The sequence below is a fragment of the Micromonospora sp. NPDC006766 genome, assembly GCF_040636055.1.
Taxonomy (GTDB): domain Bacteria; phylum Actinomycetota; class Actinomycetes; order Mycobacteriales; family Micromonosporaceae; genus Micromonospora.
Map to the genome: position 1 here is coordinate 39,255 of NZ_JBEYIX010000017.1, position 19,011 is coordinate 58,265.

The 19,011-nt window shown below is 68.2% G+C and carries 20 protein-coding genes; 8 read left to right on the plus strand and 12 right to left on the minus strand.

The features are described 5' to 3' along the window. The first annotated feature begins 1 nt into the window (after position 1). From ABZ671_RS16965 to ABZ671_RS16990, 6 genes are all read left to right on the plus strand, one after another. A complete protein-coding gene (locus ABZ671_RS16965) occupies positions 2–1,201 on the plus strand; it encodes a class II histone deacetylase (RefSeq protein ID WP_357858187.1) in 1,200 nt (399 codons plus the stop codon). A gap of 280 nt (positions 1,202–1,481) precedes the next feature. Beyond that, entirely contained in the window at positions 1,482–2,246 is a 765-nt protein-coding gene (locus ABZ671_RS16970) for a class I SAM-dependent methyltransferase (protein ID WP_357858190.1), read from the plus strand. Between the two features lie 422 nt (positions 2,247–2,668). After that, a complete protein-coding gene (locus ABZ671_RS16975; RefSeq protein ID WP_357858193.1) occupies positions 2,669–2,884 on the plus strand; it encodes a hypothetical protein in 216 nt (71 codons plus the stop codon). Positions 2,885–2,902: 18 nt separating this feature from the next. Further along, positions 2,903–3,142 (plus strand): hypothetical protein, encoded by a 240-nt coding sequence (locus tag ABZ671_RS16980; protein ID WP_357858196.1) that lies wholly within the window; start codon positions 2,903–2,905, stop codon positions 3,140–3,142. A 549-nt stretch (positions 3,143–3,691) separates the two neighbouring features. Then, positions 3,692–4,903 (plus strand): MFS transporter, encoded by a 1,212-nt coding sequence (locus ABZ671_RS16985; protein ID WP_357858199.1) that lies wholly within the window; start codon positions 3,692–3,694, stop codon positions 4,901–4,903. A gap of 177 nt (positions 4,904–5,080) precedes the next feature. Continuing rightward, positions 5,081–5,707: a hypothetical protein gene (locus tag ABZ671_RS16990; protein ID WP_357858202.1), complete on the plus strand. Its 627-nt coding sequence runs from the start codon at positions 5,081–5,083 to the stop codon at positions 5,705–5,707. 97 nt (positions 5,708–5,804) lie between these two features. Here ABZ671_RS16990 and ABZ671_RS16995 read toward each other — a convergent pair whose 3' ends face one another. Then, positions 5,805–7,436: a hypothetical protein gene (locus tag ABZ671_RS16995; protein WP_357858205.1), complete on the minus strand. Its 1,632-nt coding sequence runs from the start codon at positions 7,434–7,436 to the stop codon at positions 5,805–5,807. Between the two features lie 594 nt (positions 7,437–8,030). Between ABZ671_RS16995 and ABZ671_RS17000 the strand changes: the two genes are divergently transcribed. Then, positions 8,031–8,678 carry a DUF981 family protein gene (locus ABZ671_RS17000; protein WP_357858350.1) on the plus strand — a complete coding sequence of 216 codons (648 nt, stop codon included), beginning with the start codon at positions 8,031–8,033 and terminating at the stop codon, positions 8,676–8,678. Between the two features lie 140 nt (positions 8,679–8,818). Here the strand turns inward: ABZ671_RS17000 and ABZ671_RS17005 are convergent, their stop codons facing one another. Continuing rightward, positions 8,819–9,589: an HAD family hydrolase gene (locus ABZ671_RS17005; RefSeq protein ID WP_357858208.1), complete on the minus strand. Its 771-nt coding sequence runs from the start codon at positions 9,587–9,589 to the stop codon at positions 8,819–8,821. A gap of 145 nt (positions 9,590–9,734) precedes the next feature. On the opposite strand from ABZ671_RS17005, the gene ABZ671_RS17010 reads away from it, so the two are divergent. Beyond that, positions 9,735–10,805 carry a glycosyltransferase family 4 protein gene (locus ABZ671_RS17010; RefSeq protein WP_357858211.1) on the plus strand — a complete coding sequence of 357 codons (1,071 nt, stop codon included), beginning with the start codon at positions 9,735–9,737 and terminating at the stop codon, positions 10,803–10,805. Positions 10,806–10,835: 30 nt separating this feature from the next. On the opposite strand, the gene ABZ671_RS17015 is transcribed toward ABZ671_RS17010, so the two are convergent. The 10 genes from ABZ671_RS17015 to ABZ671_RS17060 form a co-directional block, all read right to left on the minus strand. Further along, positions 10,836–11,783: an aminoglycoside phosphotransferase family protein gene (locus ABZ671_RS17015; protein WP_357858214.1), complete on the minus strand. Its 948-nt coding sequence runs from the start codon at positions 11,781–11,783 to the stop codon at positions 10,836–10,838. A gap of 98 nt (positions 11,784–11,881) precedes the next feature. Continuing rightward, positions 11,882–12,550, minus strand: coding sequence for a dTMP kinase (locus tag ABZ671_RS17020; RefSeq protein ID WP_357858217.1), 669 nt, complete (start codon positions 12,548–12,550; stop codon positions 11,882–11,884). Beyond that, entirely contained in the window at positions 12,544–13,374 is an 831-nt protein-coding gene (locus ABZ671_RS17025) for an inositol monophosphatase family protein (RefSeq protein ID WP_357858221.1), read from the minus strand. The genes ABZ671_RS17020 and ABZ671_RS17025 overlap by 7 nt, the downstream gene beginning before the upstream one ends. After that, complete coding sequence (locus ABZ671_RS17030; protein ID WP_357858224.1) at positions 13,371–13,934, minus strand: AAA family ATPase; 564 nt, start codon at positions 13,932–13,934, stop codon at positions 13,371–13,373. Before ABZ671_RS17030 ends, ABZ671_RS17025 begins: the two co-directional genes overlap by 4 nt. Then, complete coding sequence (locus ABZ671_RS17035; protein ID WP_357858227.1) at positions 13,931–14,818, minus strand: nucleotidyltransferase family protein; 888 nt, start codon at positions 14,816–14,818, stop codon at positions 13,931–13,933. Before ABZ671_RS17035 ends, ABZ671_RS17030 begins: the two co-directional genes overlap by 4 nt. Beyond that, positions 14,815–15,933: a hypothetical protein gene (locus ABZ671_RS17040; protein ID WP_357858230.1), complete on the minus strand. Its 1,119-nt coding sequence runs from the start codon at positions 15,931–15,933 to the stop codon at positions 14,815–14,817. The genes ABZ671_RS17035 and ABZ671_RS17040 overlap by 4 nt, the downstream gene beginning before the upstream one ends. Next, positions 15,930–16,730 (minus strand): hypothetical protein, encoded by an 801-nt coding sequence (locus ABZ671_RS17045; RefSeq protein ID WP_357858233.1) that lies wholly within the window; start codon positions 16,728–16,730, stop codon positions 15,930–15,932. The genes ABZ671_RS17040 and ABZ671_RS17045 overlap by 4 nt, the downstream gene beginning before the upstream one ends. Next, the gene (locus ABZ671_RS17050) at positions 16,727–17,509 is read right to left on the minus strand and encodes an HAD family hydrolase (protein ID WP_357858236.1); all 783 of its coding nucleotides are present in this window, start codon (positions 17,507–17,509) and stop codon (positions 16,727–16,729) included. Before ABZ671_RS17050 ends, ABZ671_RS17045 begins: the two co-directional genes overlap by 4 nt. Further along, positions 17,506–18,228, minus strand: a complete 723-nt coding sequence (locus tag ABZ671_RS17055) for a ribulose-phosphate 3-epimerase (RefSeq protein WP_357858239.1) — start codon at positions 18,226–18,228, stop codon at positions 17,506–17,508. Before ABZ671_RS17055 ends, ABZ671_RS17050 begins: the two co-directional genes overlap by 4 nt. Then, positions 18,225–19,007: a hypothetical protein gene (locus tag ABZ671_RS17060; RefSeq protein WP_357858242.1), complete on the minus strand. Its 783-nt coding sequence runs from the start codon at positions 19,005–19,007 to the stop codon at positions 18,225–18,227. Before ABZ671_RS17060 ends, ABZ671_RS17055 begins: the two co-directional genes overlap by 4 nt. Between the last annotated feature and the right edge of the window lie 4 nt (positions 19,008–19,011).

Here is a 19,011-nt window from a genome sequence, read left to right on the forward strand (position 1 = left end):
GGTGACAACACGCACTGGCTACGTGCACCACTCCCTCTATCTCTGGCATGACACCGGCACATCGGCCGGCTTGCCGCCCGCGCACGCGCCCGCCGGCGTCCAGCCGTTGATGCACTTCGAGCACCCTGATACCAAAAGGCGGCTCCACGAGCTCATCGAGGTGTCGGGGCTGCTCCCTCAACTCGTGTCCATCACGCCCAGGCCCGCCACAGAGGCGGAGATCCTGCGTGTACACAACCCGCATCACCTTGCGCACATCAGGTCACAGAGCGCCTTGCCCAAGGGGGGCGACGCAGGCGATGGCTTCTCGCCCATAGGCCGTGGCAGCTACGAAATTGCCCTGCTCGCCGCTGGAGGGGTGATCGAACTCGTCAGCGCGGTTGTCAAGGGCGCGGTGACCAACGGCTACGCCCTGGTCCGGCCTCCCGGCCATCACGCCACGGCGGACGCTGGTATGGGCTTTTGCGTCTTCAACAACATCGCAGTGGCCATCCGACATGCACAGGCCGAGCTCGGCGTCGAACGCGTTGCCGTCCTGGATTGGGATGTTCACCACGGCAACGGTACCCAGAGCATCTTCTACCGCGACCCTTCTGTTCTCACCATCTCCCTGCACCAGGCCAACTGCTTCCCGCCAAACTCCGGCGCGCATGAGGAACAAGGCGAGGGCGACGGCTTCGGCTGTGCCATCAACGTTCCTCTGCCCCCAGGCACAGGCCCGGCCGGCTACATGTACGCCATGGACGAGGTCGTCATCCCAGCGCTTGATCAATTCCGGCCTGACATGATCCTCGTTGCCAGCGGCTTCGACGCGAGCGTGCTCGACCCTCTTGGGCGACAGATGCTTGGCGCCGTCTCCTACGCCGAGCTCACTGCGAAGCTGATGGATGCTGCGGACCGGTTGTGTGGGGGCAGGGTTGTCATGGCGCATGAGGGCGGCTACGCCCCCCAGTATGTGCCGTACTGCGGACTCGCAGTGCTTGAAACGCTCTCCGGCGTAAAGACCGGTGTTGAGGACCCTTTGGCAGACGTCGTCGCCGGATGGCTCGCTGAGCCTCTCCTCGACGCGCAACGCACCGCAGTGGATGCTGCTGCGTGGCGCGTCGCTCGCATAGCCAATCCCCCCATGAGTTCGGTGGATCAAAAGAGGGGATGGATGGCTCGGCTGCGAGGGAAGGCACCCGAAACTCAACCGACGTGATGCCGCCGGCATCACCTGACGTTCGTGTCTCGTGATGCCGGCGGCATCACGACACGCGGACCGCAGTGGCCTTCAACGGCCTCCGGGACCGCGAGATCAAGAACGTCGTCGTCGCCGTGGCTCACCGATTTTAGCTGCGCAACCGCTGCCACGCCGTGGCGTCTGCGCTGCGCAACGGCCTGATTTGAGTTCGCCGCAAGCCTCTTCACTGGCACGTCCTGCTGCCCGCCCCAAACGCCCTGCACCCCCGAGAACACTCAGTATCAGAAGGAGGACCGCGATGACGACCGCCGACACCATCCAGCCAATGCCCGCCTCGCTGCTCGAACTGCTCGACCCGGTCATTCGGCAGGAGTTGGACAGGGTCGACATCCTGCCCGTCCACCGGGTCTTGGAGATCGGCGCCGGCACCGGCGAGATCACCGCCCTCCTGGCCCACCGCGTCGGCCTGACCGGCGGGCTGAGCGCGGTCGACAGGGACACGAGCTGCATCAACCCAACATCCAAGATCAACGTCTACCAGCGGGAGTTGGGCCGTGACGCCCTGCCCGGCGAGGCCGAGGGCTTCGACCGCATCGTCGCCCGGTGGCTGCACGGCGAACTGCCCGACCCGGCCGCCGTGCTGGAACAGATGATCGACCGGCTGTCTCCCGGCGGCTGGCTCATCCTGGCCGACATCACCAGCACCCCACCCCGAGTGTTCCGGCCGAACGGGAACGATGCCCACCTGATCCGCACCGTCATGCAGCGGCTCTACCACATCATCGCCCCCGACGGCCGGGCGACCTGGACGGCCGACATCGACACCCTGCTCCTCGACCAGGGCATGGTCCAGATCTGCACCCACACCTCCACCGAAACGTGGACCGGCCGCGGTCCCGGATGCCGCCTGCTCGCCGACGCGGTCGACCAGCTCCGGCCTGTCCTCATCGAGCCCGACCTCACCAACACCGACCTCGACCGGTTCGTCAACCTGATGGCCGACCCCCGCGTGATCCTCGGCTCCTACGAACGGCGGGCCATCCACGCCCGCAAGACGCCCTGACCACACATGAATCCCGACCCTTCACAACCCACACATAGACCGGGCCATGGGGAGGCCGGCAACTCCCCGCAACCCTCACCCGGTAGCCGCCCAAACCGGCAGCTACCCCCGGACCGGCCGCCGTTCTCCGGGTAGCCACGGCAGCCGGTCCAAGGCCGGCGGCAGCGGAGCATCCCCCGGCTCCGTGCCGCCGGCCACCCGGCCCAGCGCGACGGCACCGGCTGGTGCGGGCTCGCCCGTTGCGAGCCGGGGAAGGTGTTCTGACCAGTCCGAGCAGGAGGACGTGGCGAGTGGCCCAGATGGCTCATACGCGATTCGACGTCCGCGAACAGTTCGAGCAGGCGGCGCGGTATGAACACGACTAGCGCAAAGTACGGGACACCGACACCGATGGGTTCGCAGCTGCGCCTCGGGAGCGATTCATGCCTGCCGACACCGATCTCGCTGTGGCGTACGGCTACGACAACTCTGTGGTGACCAAGCGTGGCCAGACCGGCGGGGCGATGTCTTCGGTGTCCGCAGCCTACATCCAGGCCGCGATGCTGGAACTCGCCGAGCTGCGTCCCGGCGCGACACCTGTGGCGGTCGCCGTACCGAACAACGATCGGCCGCCCATCCTGGCCTACCCCGAACATTGATCAATGGAGACACCCCAGGTGTTGACGCTGACCGACAGCCAGATCGAACTTCTCGAAGCGATGGATGGTCCCGTGAACACCCACGTCACCAGAGGCACGGTCTGGATCAGGCGACGCCCATACAAGCTCCCCGACCTCTACGCCCTGCGCGCGGCCGGGCTCGTTCAAGCAGCGGAGTTCCGAAACGGTGCCCGAGGCACTCACCGATTCGAGCTGACCGCCCGCGGCATCGCTGAGGCACGGCACCGACGCGACTAGGCGTCGGCCTCGCATGTGAACGTATGTGGACAACAGAGATGACAGGCCAACCCGTTGCAGAGCTGGTCGGGCAGGCCGTTCGACGTGCCCGACGAGTTGGAGCTGTACTTGCTGACCAGTGGGCCGGAGCTGCCGACCGGCGGCTGGTCCGGGTGCTGGTTGCCGCCCTTGTAGTGGGAGGTCTCTCGGCGTTGGTCTCGGCGGCCGTGATGGTGACGGCGGTGTGGTTGTTGTTGAGTGAGCGGAGTGCGTCGTCGAAGGGCCTTGTCGTCTGCGTCGGGACGGCGGTTGGCGCAGCGGCCGGGGGATGGCGCAGCCAGCCGGGTGTGGCATGCCTGCTCGCGGCGATGGACCGCGACCGCGGCGATGGGTGAGGACGTCAACGGCCACGTCCAGGGCGACGAGCGTGGCCCTGCGTAGTGACACGCGGCTGGCCCCACCCGGCACCAGCCAGTCCGGCTATCTCCACGCCATGACCGAGGTCGTCCTCCCAGCCGTCGAAGTTTCGCAGCAGACCTGATCTTGCTCACCCCTAACAGAGGATCGCTGATGTCCACGATGGCCGAGACGCCTACTGAAGTGCAGACAGCAAAGCCCCTACGGTGGCTGTTTGCCTCCACCGGCATCTCAGTTACCGGGGATGGGATGCTGTTAACGGCCGCACCACTCATGGCGGCTGCACTCTCCCGCGACCCATTGTCCGTGGCATCAGTGACCGCCGCCGGATACGCCGCGTGGCTGTTCGCTGGTCTACCTGCCGGCGCGTTGGTAGACCGATGGAGCCGCCGCTTGGTGATGGTCCTCGCGGACTTGTTACGTGCCGCCGTTCTTACGGTATTCGCGGGGCTGGCTCTCTTCGATATAGCCACAATCCCCACCCTAGTGCTGGTTGTGTTGCTGGTCGGAGTGGGATCGTGCTTCTTTGATCCGGCGGCACAGGCCCTGGTCCCTCAGCTCGTAGGCAGGGATAAGGACCGACTTGGCCAGGTAAACGGGCGCTTCTGGGCCATAGACACCTTTGGCCGTTCCCTTGCGGGGCCACCGCTGGGCGCTGCGGCGTTCAGCGCATCACGCGCACTGCCTTTCGGAGTGGACGCCTTTTCGTTCCTTGCTTCTGCTGCACTGCTTTCTCGACTGCCGAACACGCCTCGTAAACCCTCAACACAGCCGATCCTGCCGGCAATTAGAGAGGGTGTTGCCTATCTGATCCGGCAAGCAGAGCTGCGAACTGTCACGTTCGGAATGGCATTCTACAACCTTGGCTATAACCTGGCCTTCGCAACGTTGGTCCTCTTTGCTCAGGACAAACTCAGCATTAGCACGTTTGCCTATGGCGTCCTCGTTGCGGCCATGTCCGTTGGCGGGATTATCGGCGGTTGGATCGGCCCGCGGGTCGGTGCCAGACTCACGCCCGGCCACGCTTACGCGCTGACGCTGAGCGTGCAAGGGCTTGCATGGCTTGCGGCCGTCTTCTCGGGTCATGTGTGGCTCGTCGGCCTGTCCCTGGTCTTCGTGGGAGTCGCTTCCACTACGGGAAGTGTCGTAGGCGGCTCCACCCGACATCTCCACTCCCCTGACGAGCTGCTTGGGCGTGTTGTTGCCGCAACCAGGCTGCTGGGCATCGGTTCGGCCGCCGTAGGCGCACTCCTTGGCGGCCTGGTCGCCAACGCCGCTGGACTCGCGGCTCCCTTCTACGTCGCCGCCTCCTTCCTTCTCGTGAGTGCAGCGGCCTTCCTGCGCCTCGGGCGCCCCCGGCACTGAGCCATTCCGCCCAACGAGGCGAATGCGGTAGGCAACAGTCCGGCTTGTCCGGAACGCACCGGACACGCCAGGGACGTCGCTGCGTCGAAGCGACGCAGGACCTCGACATGAAGGTGGTCCTACCACAGATCAACTTCATAGAGGTCCTGCCTCGATACGAGTGACACATACGCGGCGGTGCTGCCGGTACGCGAGGAGACCAGAGTTCGCGCCGACCGGGTCGCCGCCGACCTGCCGGCATCGGCGTGGCAGCGCCGCAGCGCTGGCGCCGGATCCAAGGGCCCACGCTTCTACGACTGGGCGTGGCTGGACGACGTGTGCACCGACGCCGACTCCGACGACGGCGGCCGGCACAGCCTCCTGATCCGCCGCAACACCACCACCGGTGAACTGGCCTTCTACCGCTGCTGGACCCCGAAGCCGGCCACCCTCGCGCAGCTCGTGCGGGTCGCGGGCATCCGTTGGACCGTCGAGGAGAGCTTCCAGGCCGCCAAGAGCCAGGTCGGCCTGGACCAGCACCAGGTCCGCCGCTGGGACTCCTGGCACCGGTTCACCACCCTCGCCCTGGCCGCTCTCGCCGTCCTCGCGATCTGCGCCGCCGACGCCGCCCACCACGACCCTGCCGACACCGGACTGATCAAACTCACGGTCAACGAAGTCCGCCGCTTGATCAACGCCTGCATCATCCGCCCGATCAGCGACCTCACCCATCGTTTGCGCTGGTCACAATGGCGACGCCGGCATCAAGCCCGAGCCCGACAATCCCACTACACACGCCGCCTCAACCTTGAACTTCAGGCATGATCGCGAAAGCGGCTGCCGTACTAAGCCTGGGATGCCTTGCCCAGCTCGGGCCCTGGCCAGTGATGCCGCCGGCATCGGCGCCATTGAGGGATACCGGCTAAGTCTGTGGCCGCTCGGGTACGACCCCGGCCACCGCATGCAGTAGGACGTCGGCCTCCAATAGGTCGTCGAGCGCCTCGTAGACAGCGTCAACCCGTTCGTCTGCGTCGGCCGGGCCGCTCAGAGCAAACAGGTCATGCGAGTTGAGCTGATCGGGACCAGCAACCAGCAGCACGCGCTGCCGGTGGTGGGCGAGTTCGAGCCATCGTGCCGACGGTTCGGTGGGTCCAAGCCACAGGTGATCGCGCTGACCATTGGCATCGGCGGGGTGGCGTACCGCGAGCCACCGCTGATCGGCGGCGGCGGCAATCCGGATAGCCCATCCGCCCTCACCGCTGATGCTGTCGAAGTGGGAGAATCCGAGGCTACGCAGGTATTCGGTCAGGGCGTCCTGCCAGGCGCGTACCGGCTCGCCGTGTGTCTCAGTGACTTGTCCGATCAGGAGGAGCGCTGCCCACGCTGTCACCTGTTCGTCGTCCTGGTCCTCGCCCACTGGGGCGCCGTCATCCCACAGCACCACCGGCCGCACGTTCCATCGATACTCGCCGGGCTTGTCCTCGTACCCAGATATCGCGAGGCCGAACGCGTCGGTCGATTCGAGGAGCACGGGGCGGGCCCAAGTCACCTCGGACGGGTGGCAGCCGGGGTGGTGCAGCTTGCTGGACAGCATCTGGGTAATCGTGTTCATGTCCGGGTCGTAGGCGGCCATGATGAGCTGGACGTTGGTGTCCTCGCGGCGCGCATCGATCGGCTCGTCGCATGAATCGCAGTACCCGTTGGGGGAGCGTTCTTGGTAGAGCCAGGTCCATAGATCTGGCTCGAACACCACTCCGCGGAGGCCTTGCCCGTCGAGTACAGCCTCGACCTCGGGGGCGAGCAGGTAACGGCGGTTGGTGCGATCTGGTCGGGGTGATGACATTGCTGCAAGAGCGTCGGGGTCAGGACCGGTCAGCGTTTCGGCCGGGGGCGGCCCGGCAGTGAGGTTGATCCGCGGAAGGTCGGCCAGAAGCGCGAGTCGACGTCCCGTAGTGCTCCAGGCGGCCGCGCAGGCTCGAATGGCCCGGTCAACGGTGGTTGGCATGGGGTCCTCGAACAAGGCTGAGGGGTCGGGCCCGAACAGCGAGGGTGGTTCCGGTAGCTGGTCTAGCGCCGCGCGGAGCCTGTCGGCGACGGCGTCGGAGTCCTCACCGGGCCTGGTGGTCGGGCTCAGAAGTACCTCGCCGTCGAGTTGGGGATGCCGGATGATCAGACGGCGGCCGTTGGTGTCTAGCCGGGCTCGTAGCCCGAGCCGCCCGTATAGGTCGCCTTCACCGTCGTCCCATCGCAGCAGCGCCGTGATCACCCGGTCAAGAGAGGCCGGTGCGGGGCGCAGGGTCAGGCGCGTGGGTTCTGGGGTGACGGAGGCGATTCCGAAGGGGCCGCTGGTCTCGGCGGGGGAGTGACTGCCGAACTCGGCGGCCAGGGCGTGGATCACGCGGGCGTCAAGGAGCTCCTGCTCGGGGTCGATCGCTGCGGGTACGGCGCCGTACTGGCGGCCCCACTCGCGAATCCCGGCTAGGGCTTCGCTGTGCAGCTCGCCGGTGTATCGAGCCCGGGAGCGGGCAAGGCGGGTGTCTCGATGCTGGGCCATCGCTGAGCCTTTCCGCGGTGCGCGCGGACCCGGCGCTGGCGCACCACGACAGGTCAGGGGCAATAGAGATCAGGCCGTGACGGGTTGCGTGGTCGAGCGGGCGGGACGAGCTGTGCTCCTTCGCCGTGTCGATGCCCGTGCTGCCGGGTAGCAAGTGGGCGTCGCGGCTGGGCCGCCAGCCGGCCCTTGTGGGAAAGCCTACGACGTACCGCCGACATTTCTCCAGCGCGGGTACGAACATGGTCGGTGCCGAAGTTGTCCGTGGGGATGATGCCGCCAGCATCGGCGGCCGCGACTCCATGGAGACTGGGCGCGTGCCGCTCCAAGCCCTGGCGACACCTTCGCGAGCACCGGGGTCACCACCTCAACTGACGGTTGGCCAATTGCCCCCATAGCGATATGCCGTGGCTGGTGCTACCACAGCGGGGTCCTGAGACTGACGCCCGTGCCGCGAGCGGCGAAGGCGCTAGCGATTGTGCTTACCCGCCGTCCGAGGTTCTGCCGTCGCCGTCGCATTGCATCACGGCCGAAGTAGCACAAGCGCCCGTACGGCGCCCCAGAATTAAGAGGCGGATGTGTATGTACACGACAATGATGGGTGTAGGCGTGGGCGTTGCGCTCATCCTGGTAGTACTGCTCGGGAGAGCGCTGCACCGCGGCACGGCCACCACCCTTGACGGGTGGGCGCTCGCGTTGGGCAGCACTGGCGTCCTGCTGGCCGTCAGCGGCCTGCACATGGTCCTCACGCAGAGCATCCAGGTTGAGGGCGAGCAGTTTAAGAGCGAGCTCTTCGGAGGCATGGTCGGACCACTCGGTCTCCTCTTGATCGCTGCGGCGATCTATTTGTGGCGACGCGGCGACGAATTGTTGGCCAGCCCCGACCCTGTCTGCCGCCTATACGCCGTAGCTGGCCCGCCGGCTGTCCTGGTCCTCGGGCTGGGCTTGAGCCTGATCGCCATCACGGTCGGCGCCGCCCAACACGAGATCTTCGGTACCGCCCCCGTCCAAGAGCCCATCCTCGGCACCGCACCGAAGGCGCTGGTCAACTTCGGCTTCACCAGCCTCTTCGCCCTGCCAGGCATCGGGGCGACCCTGGCACCACTCGGGGTGTGGCTCCGCAGCCGCCCGTTGGTAGCCGCCTCCGGGGTGGCGCTCGCCGCCGCCGGGGCCGGCTGGCTGCTCGCCGCTGTGACGGTCTTCTACACCCACATCGGGACTGCGCACAGCCTGATGGGGCACTGAGCGGTGGTGTGATGCCGGCGCGCATCGTCGCGGCAGGACTTGCTCGCTGCCGCTGGTGTCCGTGATGCCGGCGGCATCACCTCCACCAGAGGCGGCCGACCTGGTCACTCATCGAGTGGCACGGCCGTAGATGGTGGTGGTCAGCAGCCGCAGCGCACGCTCACCTGGGCAAGCGACGGCGCATGAGTCACGGCGATGCCACAAGGTACATTGGCGGCGCATGCGCCTTCCGGGCATATGTGGACTGCCGGCCAGCCGCCGTTGCCCGCTAGCTGCAGGTCTTGGGTGGCGCTGTCGCCGACGATTAGGCAGGCTTCCTGCCCGTCCTTCCGAAGTGATCGCCCAACTGCTGCGGCGAACCTGGGATCGGCCTTCGTTACTCCGATCTCACCGGAGATTAGGACCTGATCGAGGAGCGGCTCCAGCCCGGTGGCTGCAATCTTCATGCGCTGGTGAGCAGGCAGGCCGTTGGTCGCCAACCACAGTGCATGGTTCCGCCGGAGCAGTTTCAGGCCGGTGGCGACGCCCGGCAATAGCCGGAGGGCACGCCGACGGCAGGCTCGGAAGGTACGAGCCGCCCCAGCCGCCTGGCCCGGGTCGCCGCGCAGCGATTCGATGATCGTTTCCCAGACTCGGATCTCGTGCGTGTGCAGCGAATCCGCAACTGCCGCAGGGAGTCCGGAGCCTGTGGTCGGTAACCAGAGCGCCTCCCACCCACTGACGGAGGTAAGCGGTCCGGTATGGCGATGAGGATGGCGTGACCACATCTTGCGGATATGTGACAAAGCCTGATCTACTGATCCGGAATCGACGTCCGGCTTTACCGACATGAGTGTCTGGGTCAATGCCTCGCGGGAGGCGCTCGTGTCGTCAACGAGCGTGTCGTCAAGGTCCAGGACAAGGACGTTCATAACAGCCTTTCGGAAAATTCGGTGCTCTCGGTCTGGTTGTGCCCCAGCAGCTCAATGTGTAGCCTTTTATAGTCTCGCCTCGCTCGGGGGATCCCGGCGGCCTGCAGGTGTCTGACGCGCGGTTTGCGTGCCAATTGGGAGTGTCGTGAAAATTGATATAGCGCATCCGGGGTATCTGTCCGTCAAGCCGTCCGACCTGGAGAGCAAGGGTCTGGGCGGCAATGAGACAGCGCTCGTGCTTGCTGCCCGCGGACTCGCGGCGAGGGGGCACGAGGTGCGGGTTTTCGCTGACTGCCCCCGGGTCGAGGACCAGGGTGTGCACTGGCATCCTCTGCCTTCCTTGCGCGAGGAAGAGTACCGGGATGTGATCATCTTTTGGGTTCGCACGAAAAGAGTTGAGCCCGGAAAATTCAATGCGCCCGCTAGGGTGGCAAAACTAGGATTGAAGACGCCAAACGACAGCCTTTTAGGTCAGGTAATGAGCGGCGAAATCAACGTTCTGATCGCGTTTTCTGATTTTCAGCGCCGCCTTTACCTGGATAACTTTGGCTATCCGGAGACGGCGAATTGGGTCGTCACCGCTGATGGGCTGGACACCTCATACTATGCCCGGCGGTTGCCGAAGGTGCCCGGAAGGTTTTTGCACGCCGCGAACCCGAAACGCGGGTTGGAGCCGCTTCTGGACATGTGGCCGATCATTCGTTCGGCGTATCCGGGCGCGGAGCTGTTCGTCGCGTCGAGCCATCTGTTGCGAGGGATCACCGCGGACGAGGATGAGCGGCGCGCGGGAGACCTGTACCGGCGTGCGGTCGCGATGTCGGCGGACGGCGTGCGGTTCTTGGGGCGGGTCGCGAAGCCTGACCTGATCGAGTTGCAGCTGACCGCGCAGTTCTACCTGTATCCCACCACGTACCCGGAGACCTGCTGCATTGCGGCGCTGGAGGCCGCCGCTGCAGGTGACGTGATCGTGTGTTCGGCGGCTGGCGCGCTGCCGGACCGGGTCGTGGATGACGTGACGGGCTTCTTGATCGACGGGGACCCGGCGGACCCTGCGGTCGTCCGGCGCTTCGCCGACCGGATCGCGCTGCTGCGTGAGGATCCTTCGCGCCTGGAGCGGATGGCGCAGGCTGCTCGTGACCTGGCTGCGACTCACGACTATTCGCATGTGCTGCCTATCTGGGAGGAGGCGTTCACGCGGACCATGAGGTCCGCGTGAACGCGGCTGGCCGGGCCTTGAAGGCTGGGGTCAGGCGTAGGGGTTGGCGCTGCTGTAGAGCATGTCGACCCGCTCGTGCTGGACGGTGAACTCCTCGCGGCGGCGGTCGCGCTGCTTCCACAAGACCGCCAGCCACCGCAGGGCGCAGGTGCGCTGGTTCGCGCCGAACTGGTGCCGGTTGGTGTCGGTGACGCCAAGGTCGGGCAGCAGCTGTGTCCAGATGCTGTCCGGGACCGCGCGGCCGGAGATGTGCTCGATGAGGTCGGCGGCGTCGAAGGCCACGTTGCTGTAGCCGGCGTACTCGAAATCGACGCAGGCGGCACCGTCGTCGGTCGTCATCCAGTTGAGCAGGTTCGCGTCACCGCGGGACAGTACCGGTGTGTCAGACGCCGCGACCAGGTCCGCGTCCCCGCTGCGCTGCCAGACCGCGAGCAGCTGCTGCATGACGGGGGTGAGCGGGTCGTCGGTCTGGCCGGCCAGCAGCTCCGGCCACGCCTTCGTTAGGCGCACCATGTAGTGCTCGCCGGTGTCGATCCGGGGAAGTCCGGCCAGCAGACCGGTCAGGGGCACGGCTTGCAGCTGCGTGGTGGTGTGGGCAAGGGCGCGCAGCGCGGCCAGCTGGTCCACGGCCTCGATCAGCGGCTGGCCGTGAAGCCGAGTCATACCGATCGCGGGCTCGACCGGTGCCTCGTCGAGCCACAGCGGGGCGGGGACCGTGCGGAGGCCGTGCGGTTTGAGCAGGGTCAGGGCGGCCCACTCCCGCTCCATGCGCTGCCGGTCGGTCTTGACGTACAGCTTGATCACCACGTCGTCGCCATGCGGAGACGCCCACAAGTAGAGGTCGTTCTGCATGCCCCCGGTAAGGGGGCGTAGACCCAGCGCCAACAGCGCGGCGTCGCGATCGTCGTCGGTGCCGGCGCGCACGCGGCGGAGTTCGGCGAGAAGGTCGGTGGGGGCTTCGATGAGCGGGACTGACATGGGATCTTCGGCTCCGGGTTGATGGGGCGAAACGGACTGTCGGGGACTGACCGTAGTGGCCGGGCGTCGCCCTGGCTCGCCTGACGCGGCCGGGGATGTCACGCGACGGCGGACCGGTCGACGGCGGGTGCGGTCAGGTCGGCGACGGCGGCGAGCACGGCCTGATGCGCGTCGTCGGTGCCGAGTTCGCTGACGTCAAGGACACGCAGGTCGGGGTCGGTTTCGGCGAGGGCGGTGTAGGCGTCGTGGACGTAGCGCAGGAACGCGCGCTGCTCGTCGGTGTACGGGTGGCCTTGCCGCTGCTCGGCGCGGGTGATGGCGTCGTCGGGGGGAAGGCGCAGCCACAACGATCGGTTGGCTGCCGGGCCGGCGAACGCGCCGACCTGCTGCAGCCAGGCGATCGCCTCATCGGGTGGGGTCCGGTGTTTCTGCAGCAGCCCGGCGAGGCTGTAGGAGTAGAGGGTGTGCAGGCCGCGGTCTTCGATGACGGTGGTCCCGGCGGCGAGCGCGCCGGCGATGTGGGTGGCGTAGGTGTCGGCGCGGATCGCTGCGGCGAGGTAGGTGTCGGTGAGCACGCTGTCGTGCCGGGAGAATGGATCGCCGGAGTTGAACAGGGTCAGCAGGGGCCGGCCGAGCTGCTGGGCGTCGCGCGTGAGGTTGTCGGGCAGGTATGTGACGGCGGCGCCGTGCTGGGACAGGTGCGCGGCGAGGGCGCGGGATTGGGTGGTCTTCCCGGCACCGGGCAGTCCTTCGAAGGCGATCAGCATGAGGCGGCCCTCCTGTCGGATGCGTATCGAGTTCCGGTGGTGGCGGTGGCCAGGATGTGCAGGATGGCCTCAGTGAGTCCGGGTGCGGTGGCGATCGTGGTCAGCGAACGGCTGTCGTGCGGGCTGCCGTCGGTGTCGGTGACGGCCGCGCCCGCCGCGCGGGCGATCGCGACGCCGGCGGCCATGTCCCAGTCCCGGTTGCCCAGGGTGATGCTGGCGTCGAGAGTGCCGTCCGCGACGAGCGCGAGGTCGACGGCCGCCGAGCCGAGCATGCGTACCTTCCCCGCGACCGGCGCGAGCGCGGTGTGCAGGGCGATCGCGACAGCGTTGCGTTCCGGTGCGTCGTCGCCGGTGCCGTAGTCACCGATCGCGATCATCGCCTCTGACAGGCGGTTGACGGTGGACGGTGCGATCGGGTTCCCGTCACGCCAGGCGCCGATGCCGGGCGCTGCCCAGTAGGTGCGCTCGAGCGAGGGCAGGCTGATCACGCCGAGCAGCGGCCGGATGCCGTCAGTCAGCGCCAGGGAGACGCCATAGAGCGGCAGGCCATGGACGAGGTTGAGAGTGCCGTCGACCGGGTCCAGGACCCATCGGTGCGGGGTGGCCAGGTTTCCGCCCGATTCCTCACCGAACCGGTCGATGCCGGGGGTGTGCTCGGCCAGGAATGCGAGGATCTCGCGTTCGATGGTGTGGTCGAGGTCGGTGGCCATATCCCGGTCGCCTTTGGCGATGACCTGCCGGACGGCCTGCGTCTTCAGCCGGCGAGTGCCGAGGTGAACGGCATCGCGTGCGATGTCCAGCATGACGGCAAGGTCGATCGTCATCGGAGGGCGCCTTCCACGAGGGCAGGGGCTGTGGATATGTCGTGGAGGTAATCGACGGCGGCGGTGAGGATCCGCGCCGCCGTCGTATCGGTGCGCAGATGCAGCGCCGGGACGCTGATGGGCTCTGCGGTGGCCCGCAGCTGCTGGTAGAGGGCGAAGCCACGGTCGGCAGCCGGGTGCTGGCCATGCTGCCGGTCGGCGTCGAGGCGGGCTCGCGCGACAGGATCGGGGCACCAGCACCTGATGATTGCCAGCGGCTGGTGCAGTCCGGCCGCGAGTCGGACCACGTCGTCGATCTGGTAGCGGCGGGTGCACGTACGCTCAAGAATGACCGTGGCGTCCGGCTGCCGGGTCAGATGCTCACGCGCGGCCTGATGTAGCAGAGAGACCACGAAGTCGTCCTGGTCCCGGCGGTAGGTGACCTGGCCGCTGGCTTCGTAGAGCGCGGCCCGGACGTGGTCCTTGTCGAGCACCAGGCAACCGTGGCCGAGGTGCGCGCGCAGCGCGGCGGCCAGCGAGCTCTTGCCCGTGCCGGGCAGCCCGGCCAACTGCACGATCACCGCCGGTCTCCCGCAGTCTCGGACAGCGGCGGCCGTTCGGGCAGATGGGGCCAGCAGGAGCGCAGCAGCTGCCATCCGGTCTGCGCCGGCACGGGCACCACGGTGGCCGCAGCTGTCGCGGTGGTGCTGTGGGCGCTGTATCGCAGCGCGTCGGCCAGCGCGGGCCAGCGGCGCTGCGCGGCGACGCGGGCCAGAGTGTGCAGGAACCCGTCATCGCGGGTCAGGATCGGCAACGGCTCCAGATCCGCGACATGTCGCGGCGCGGCCGTGCGGCGGGCGAGCACGCAGGCGATGTCGGCCGGGTCGCTGGTGTGCGCCAGCCGCGTGCTCAGGTCGAGGGTGAGGCCGGGAACCACAGGATCGTCGAAGTCCCGGTGCAGGGCAGTGGGCCGGCGCCCGGTGGCGTAGTAGCCGCAGCTGGTCAGGATGTTCACGGCGTCGGCGGCGGCCTCGGCGGGGATGAGGATGTCGACGTCGCTGGACTGGCGGGATCCGTCGCCGTGGTAAAGGACGCTCGCGTGCGCGATCCCGTTGATCGCGGCGGCCGGAACGCCCCGGCCGGCGAGGACGCTGATAACGCGGACGGCTTCCCGGTGGTGCACACGCCAGCGGTGGGTGCTGAGCCGCCGCTGCCCACGCAGGAACTGCTGCATCGGCCGGGCCAGCTCCACCGTGTGGCCGCAGCGGTCGAGCCAGTCGGCGAACAGGCAGAGCATCTTGGCGACGATGGCGTACTCCAGCACCTCGCCGAGTGGCCGAATGTCCTCGCCGACCAGGTCGGGGTCGGGTGTGGGACCGGGGGGTTCGCAGGCGGCGCGCAGCAGCCGGTACGCCCGCGGGCAGCCGGTGGTATCGGGAAAGAACGTGGCAGGCGTCGCGGTCATCGGGACTCTCCAGCGTCGAGCAGCGCACCGACGGCGTCGGCCAGCGCGGCCGGGTCGGCGCCGGCGTGGACGCGGTAGCAGGGCCGTGTGGCCAGCGCCGCAGCGGTGCGATGCAGGTGGGCGTCGGTGACCTCGTTGGCCGGGCCGGGCACGAGCCACTGGTTGATGTGGGCGCTGGTGCCACGTGCGGGGTCGTGCATGAACATGCGGGTGTCGAGCAACGTCTGGTGCACTTCGTCTGGGCCGACGCGCTCGACGCTGACGCCGGAGCGGCCACGGTCGAGGTGCGGCCAGATCATCACCGACGGAGTCATCTGGCCGGCGACCGTCCCGCCCCGATGCAGCAGGGTAGGGAAGTCTGCCGGCTCGATGACGACTTTGTGCGGGAAGGCCCACTTCTCTTCCGTCGTCAGCGCGCGCTGGCCGGCGGGGACACGGTGGCGCAGGTGCGGCAGGGCGGAGAGCGTGCCGATTCCGGCGCGCAGCGGCATTGGCCAGGGGTAGCCGTGTAAGCCGCTGTCGCCGGCGTGCAGCATCAGCCGGTCGTTGGTCACGTAGTCGCCACCGAGGTGGTGCAGCCCGGCCAGCAGGGTGGTCGTCTTCCCACGCCCGCGGTGGCCGGCGATCAGGATGCCCCGATCGCGGCAGATGAACGCGGCGGCGTGGGCGTAGACCATCCCCCCGGCCAGCAGTTGCGCAGTCATTGCCTGCCGCACCAGCCGCGGTGCCCACAGTCCGATCGCGTCCGCCGTCGCGCACCGGACCCCGATCGTTCTCGTCTTCTGGTCGGCGTGCAGCAGCGTGCCTCGGTCGGGCACCCAGATGGTGCTCGACGGCCCGGGCCCGCGTTGATAGGCGTAGGTCTGCGGTCCGATGTCGAAGCACCGCCCATCCGTCGTGGCGTCAGCGCTACTCGCGACGTCCGGATCGACGGTGAGATAGATGTGCCAGGTCGCAGGCCCGGGGGGTTGTTCGTCGTAGGAGTACAGGGTTCGTCGGGCCTCAGCCAGCGCTTGCGGGCTGTCGGTGTAGAGGGTGACGGTGGCGTTGCCGCATCGGAAGGTCGCGGCGCAGCCACCGGTGGCGGCCGGGTCGGTCGCTGCGGGGTATGTCATCGGCTCTCCGTTTCGCGACGGTTCGGTGTGTGCGTGGGCAGATGGCGGTGCGCGTACCGGGCCAGGGCGGCGAGCGCGGATCCGTCTGCGGTGCGGTAAAACTCGGGCAGGCTCGCGGCACCGAGGGCCTGGCGCAACCAGGCGGGCTCGACGGCCTGCCGTGCGGTGCCCCAGGCGGCAAGCCCGGCACCGGTGAGCTGGAATCCGTCGCCGGCCCGCACGGCGGTGACCTCGACCGCCGGGGCGCGCCGATATTTGTCCGCATCACGGTCGACCCGCTCCGCAGGGTTTCCGGCGACGGGCAGTTCGGCGTAGAAGTTGAACACTGCGGCCGGACCATCGAGTACGAGAGTGAGGTGCCAGCCGCCGAACGGGATCACCGCCAGCGCCCCGGCGTGGCACTCCTGATACCGCAGAACCGGCTGGCCAGCGGCGGTCCGCCAAGCGGTGATCACCAGCGCGCGGCCGGTCAAGGTCTGAAAGACCTCCAGCTGCGCTGGGGTGTTCCAGTGCCCGGTCGAGCGGTGCAGCTCCCCGCCGGGCAGCGCGCCGGGCTGGTATTCGACCAGGTCGGCGAACCAGTCGGTGCCGAACGTACGCCGGCGCGGCAGGACATCGCGGTGGGCGATGTAGAGCAGCGGATCGTCCCCGGTGCCGTGGTGCAGGACGGCGTCGCTGACGAATACCGTGTTCCCGCCGTCGCGGTGGCGGGCCAGGAGGTCGGACAGGCGGAAGTCGGCACCGGCGCCGTGCTCAGGCAGCACGGTCAGCGGCGCAGCAGATGCTGTCGTGGTCATCGTGGGTCTTGCTTTCGGGTGATGCCGGCGGCATCGGTCGGCAGGCAGGCGGCGGACAGCACGTCGACGAGCTGGTCGAGAGCGGTGATGGCGAGGACGCTAGGTCGGGCGGGACGTCCGGTTGGCTGGTAGTGCACGGCTCGGGATCCGGCGTCCAGCGCGCCCCGGACGTCGGTGAGCCAGTCGTCGCCGACGTGGACCACTTTTTCCGGCGTGCTGTGGGCGCGTTCGGCCACCGTGGCGAAGACCTCTGGCCGTGGTTTCGCGACGCCGAGCTCTCCGGAGAACAGCATGTCGGCGAAGAACGGCGAGAGTTCGAGGTCGTCGAGTAGCTGCCGGTGGACCTGGGGAGAGGTCGACAGGGTGTTCGAGGTCAGCACGAGCCGCGCACCGGTTCCGCCCAGCGTCCGCAGCGTGTGCTGCGCGCCGTCGATCGGGCGCGGGCATCCGCGCAGACTCGCGTGGGTGTGCACGACTTCGAGGACCGACAGCATCTCCGCTGTCGCTTGGACGGCGAGCGGGTCGAGGACGCCGGCCAGCAGCTCGCCGACGGTGGGCTGTACGCCGTCGTGGCGCTGCCGGTGAAGGGCGATGCGATCGGCGGCAGTCACCGCATGGCGGATCTGGGCGCCGGGTCTGGCTTGCCCGAACGCGTCCAGGACGCGGGTGAACTCGGCTACCCGCCAGTCCGTCACTGCCGCCCGGTCGCCGTGCACGATCAGGGTGCCCCACAGGTCGAGGCTGACCGTCCAGCCCGAAAGGTCAGGTGAGGTGGTCATCGTGGGGTCTGCCTCTCGGGTGATGCCGGCGGCATCGGTTGGTGGGTGCGTATCCATGCGGCGGTGCCGGGCAGGTCGCGGCTGTCCCAGAGCATCGATCCGGGGACCACACCGTTGGCCCCGGCAGCGGCGAGCGGGCCGACGGTGTCCTGGCGGATGCCGCCATCGGCAATGATCGGGATCTGCCGCCGCTCGACATCCAGCAGCCGCCGCATTGCGGTGATCCTGGTCAAGGCGGCGGGCTTCATGGTGGTGCCTTTGGTCCCAAGCGGGGTGCCGATCAGGACGATCGCGTCGGCCTCAGCGAGTAGTCCACGGACGTCAACGGGGTCGGTGTCGAGCATCAACGCGATTCCCGCCGGCAGCCCAACGTCGTGGATTGCCCGAACGGCGTCGGCCGCGCCCGTGGCTTCCGCGTGCACGGTGATCAGGTCGGCGCCAGCATCAGCAAACGCGCACGCGAGCCGGGCCGGTCGGTGCGCCATCAGGTGCACATGCAGCGGCCGATCGGTGTGCGGCCGAACCGCGCGCACGAGGTCGGGGAAGAACAGCGGCTCCGGTATGAAATGGGTGTCGGAGGCGTCGATGTGCAGCAGGTCGGCGTATGGGCTGATCCGAGCTGCCTCGGCCGCAAGCGCGGACAGGTCGGCCGACCACAGGGACACATCCAGCAGGAGCCGGTCGGCCGGCAACGTGTCGAGAAACGTCGACATACTCATTCCCTCCCTGGTACGGTCGCGGCCAGCGGTGCGGCGCGCAGCGTGCTGAGCAGCCGGCCGGTGATCTCGTCGGCGACCGCGCCGGCGGCGCGCAGCCCGACCCGCACCCGAGCCACCCGGTCCACGTGGCCGGCTAGGACCTGCCGGTAGGCGGCGGTGTAGCGGGGCAGGAACAGCAGCCGTTCGATCGCGGCGGGATCGCCGCCGCCACGACCGCGAGCGATCGCGCGTTCCCGGGCCAGCGGCCACGGCGTGTCGAGGAACACCGGCACGTCGGGCTCGCAGAACCAGGGCGCGACGACGGCGCGCAGCCGCTTCAGCGCGCGGGCGGGATCGGTCTCGGGCGCGGTCTCGGTCAGCACCGCCAGAGCCCAGGCGAGCTTGGAGTAGACGCCGTGGTCGACGAGCACCACGTCGTTGTCGGCCAGGGCGGGCCGGAAGCAGTGGACGTGGTGATGGGCTTCACGGCACAGGCGCAGCAGCACATCGACGGTGCCGTGATGCGGCAAAGCGTACCCGCCGAGACCGGTCCGAACGCGCAGCGGGGAGCGTTCGAGGAACGCCGACAGCCGGCCGATGCTGCCCGGCTCCCCGCCATAGTGGACCACCTGGACGGTGAACCCGGCCCGCCGGAGCCTGGCGCCAACGAGCTGGGCCGCGGTGGTCTTGCCCGCTCCCCAGACCCCTTCGATCGTGACGAGGCGTCCCCGCGGCGGCGCGAACCGCCACGGCGGCCCGGCCGACGCGTCGGCTGCCGGTGTCGTGGTGCCTTCTGGCATGTCT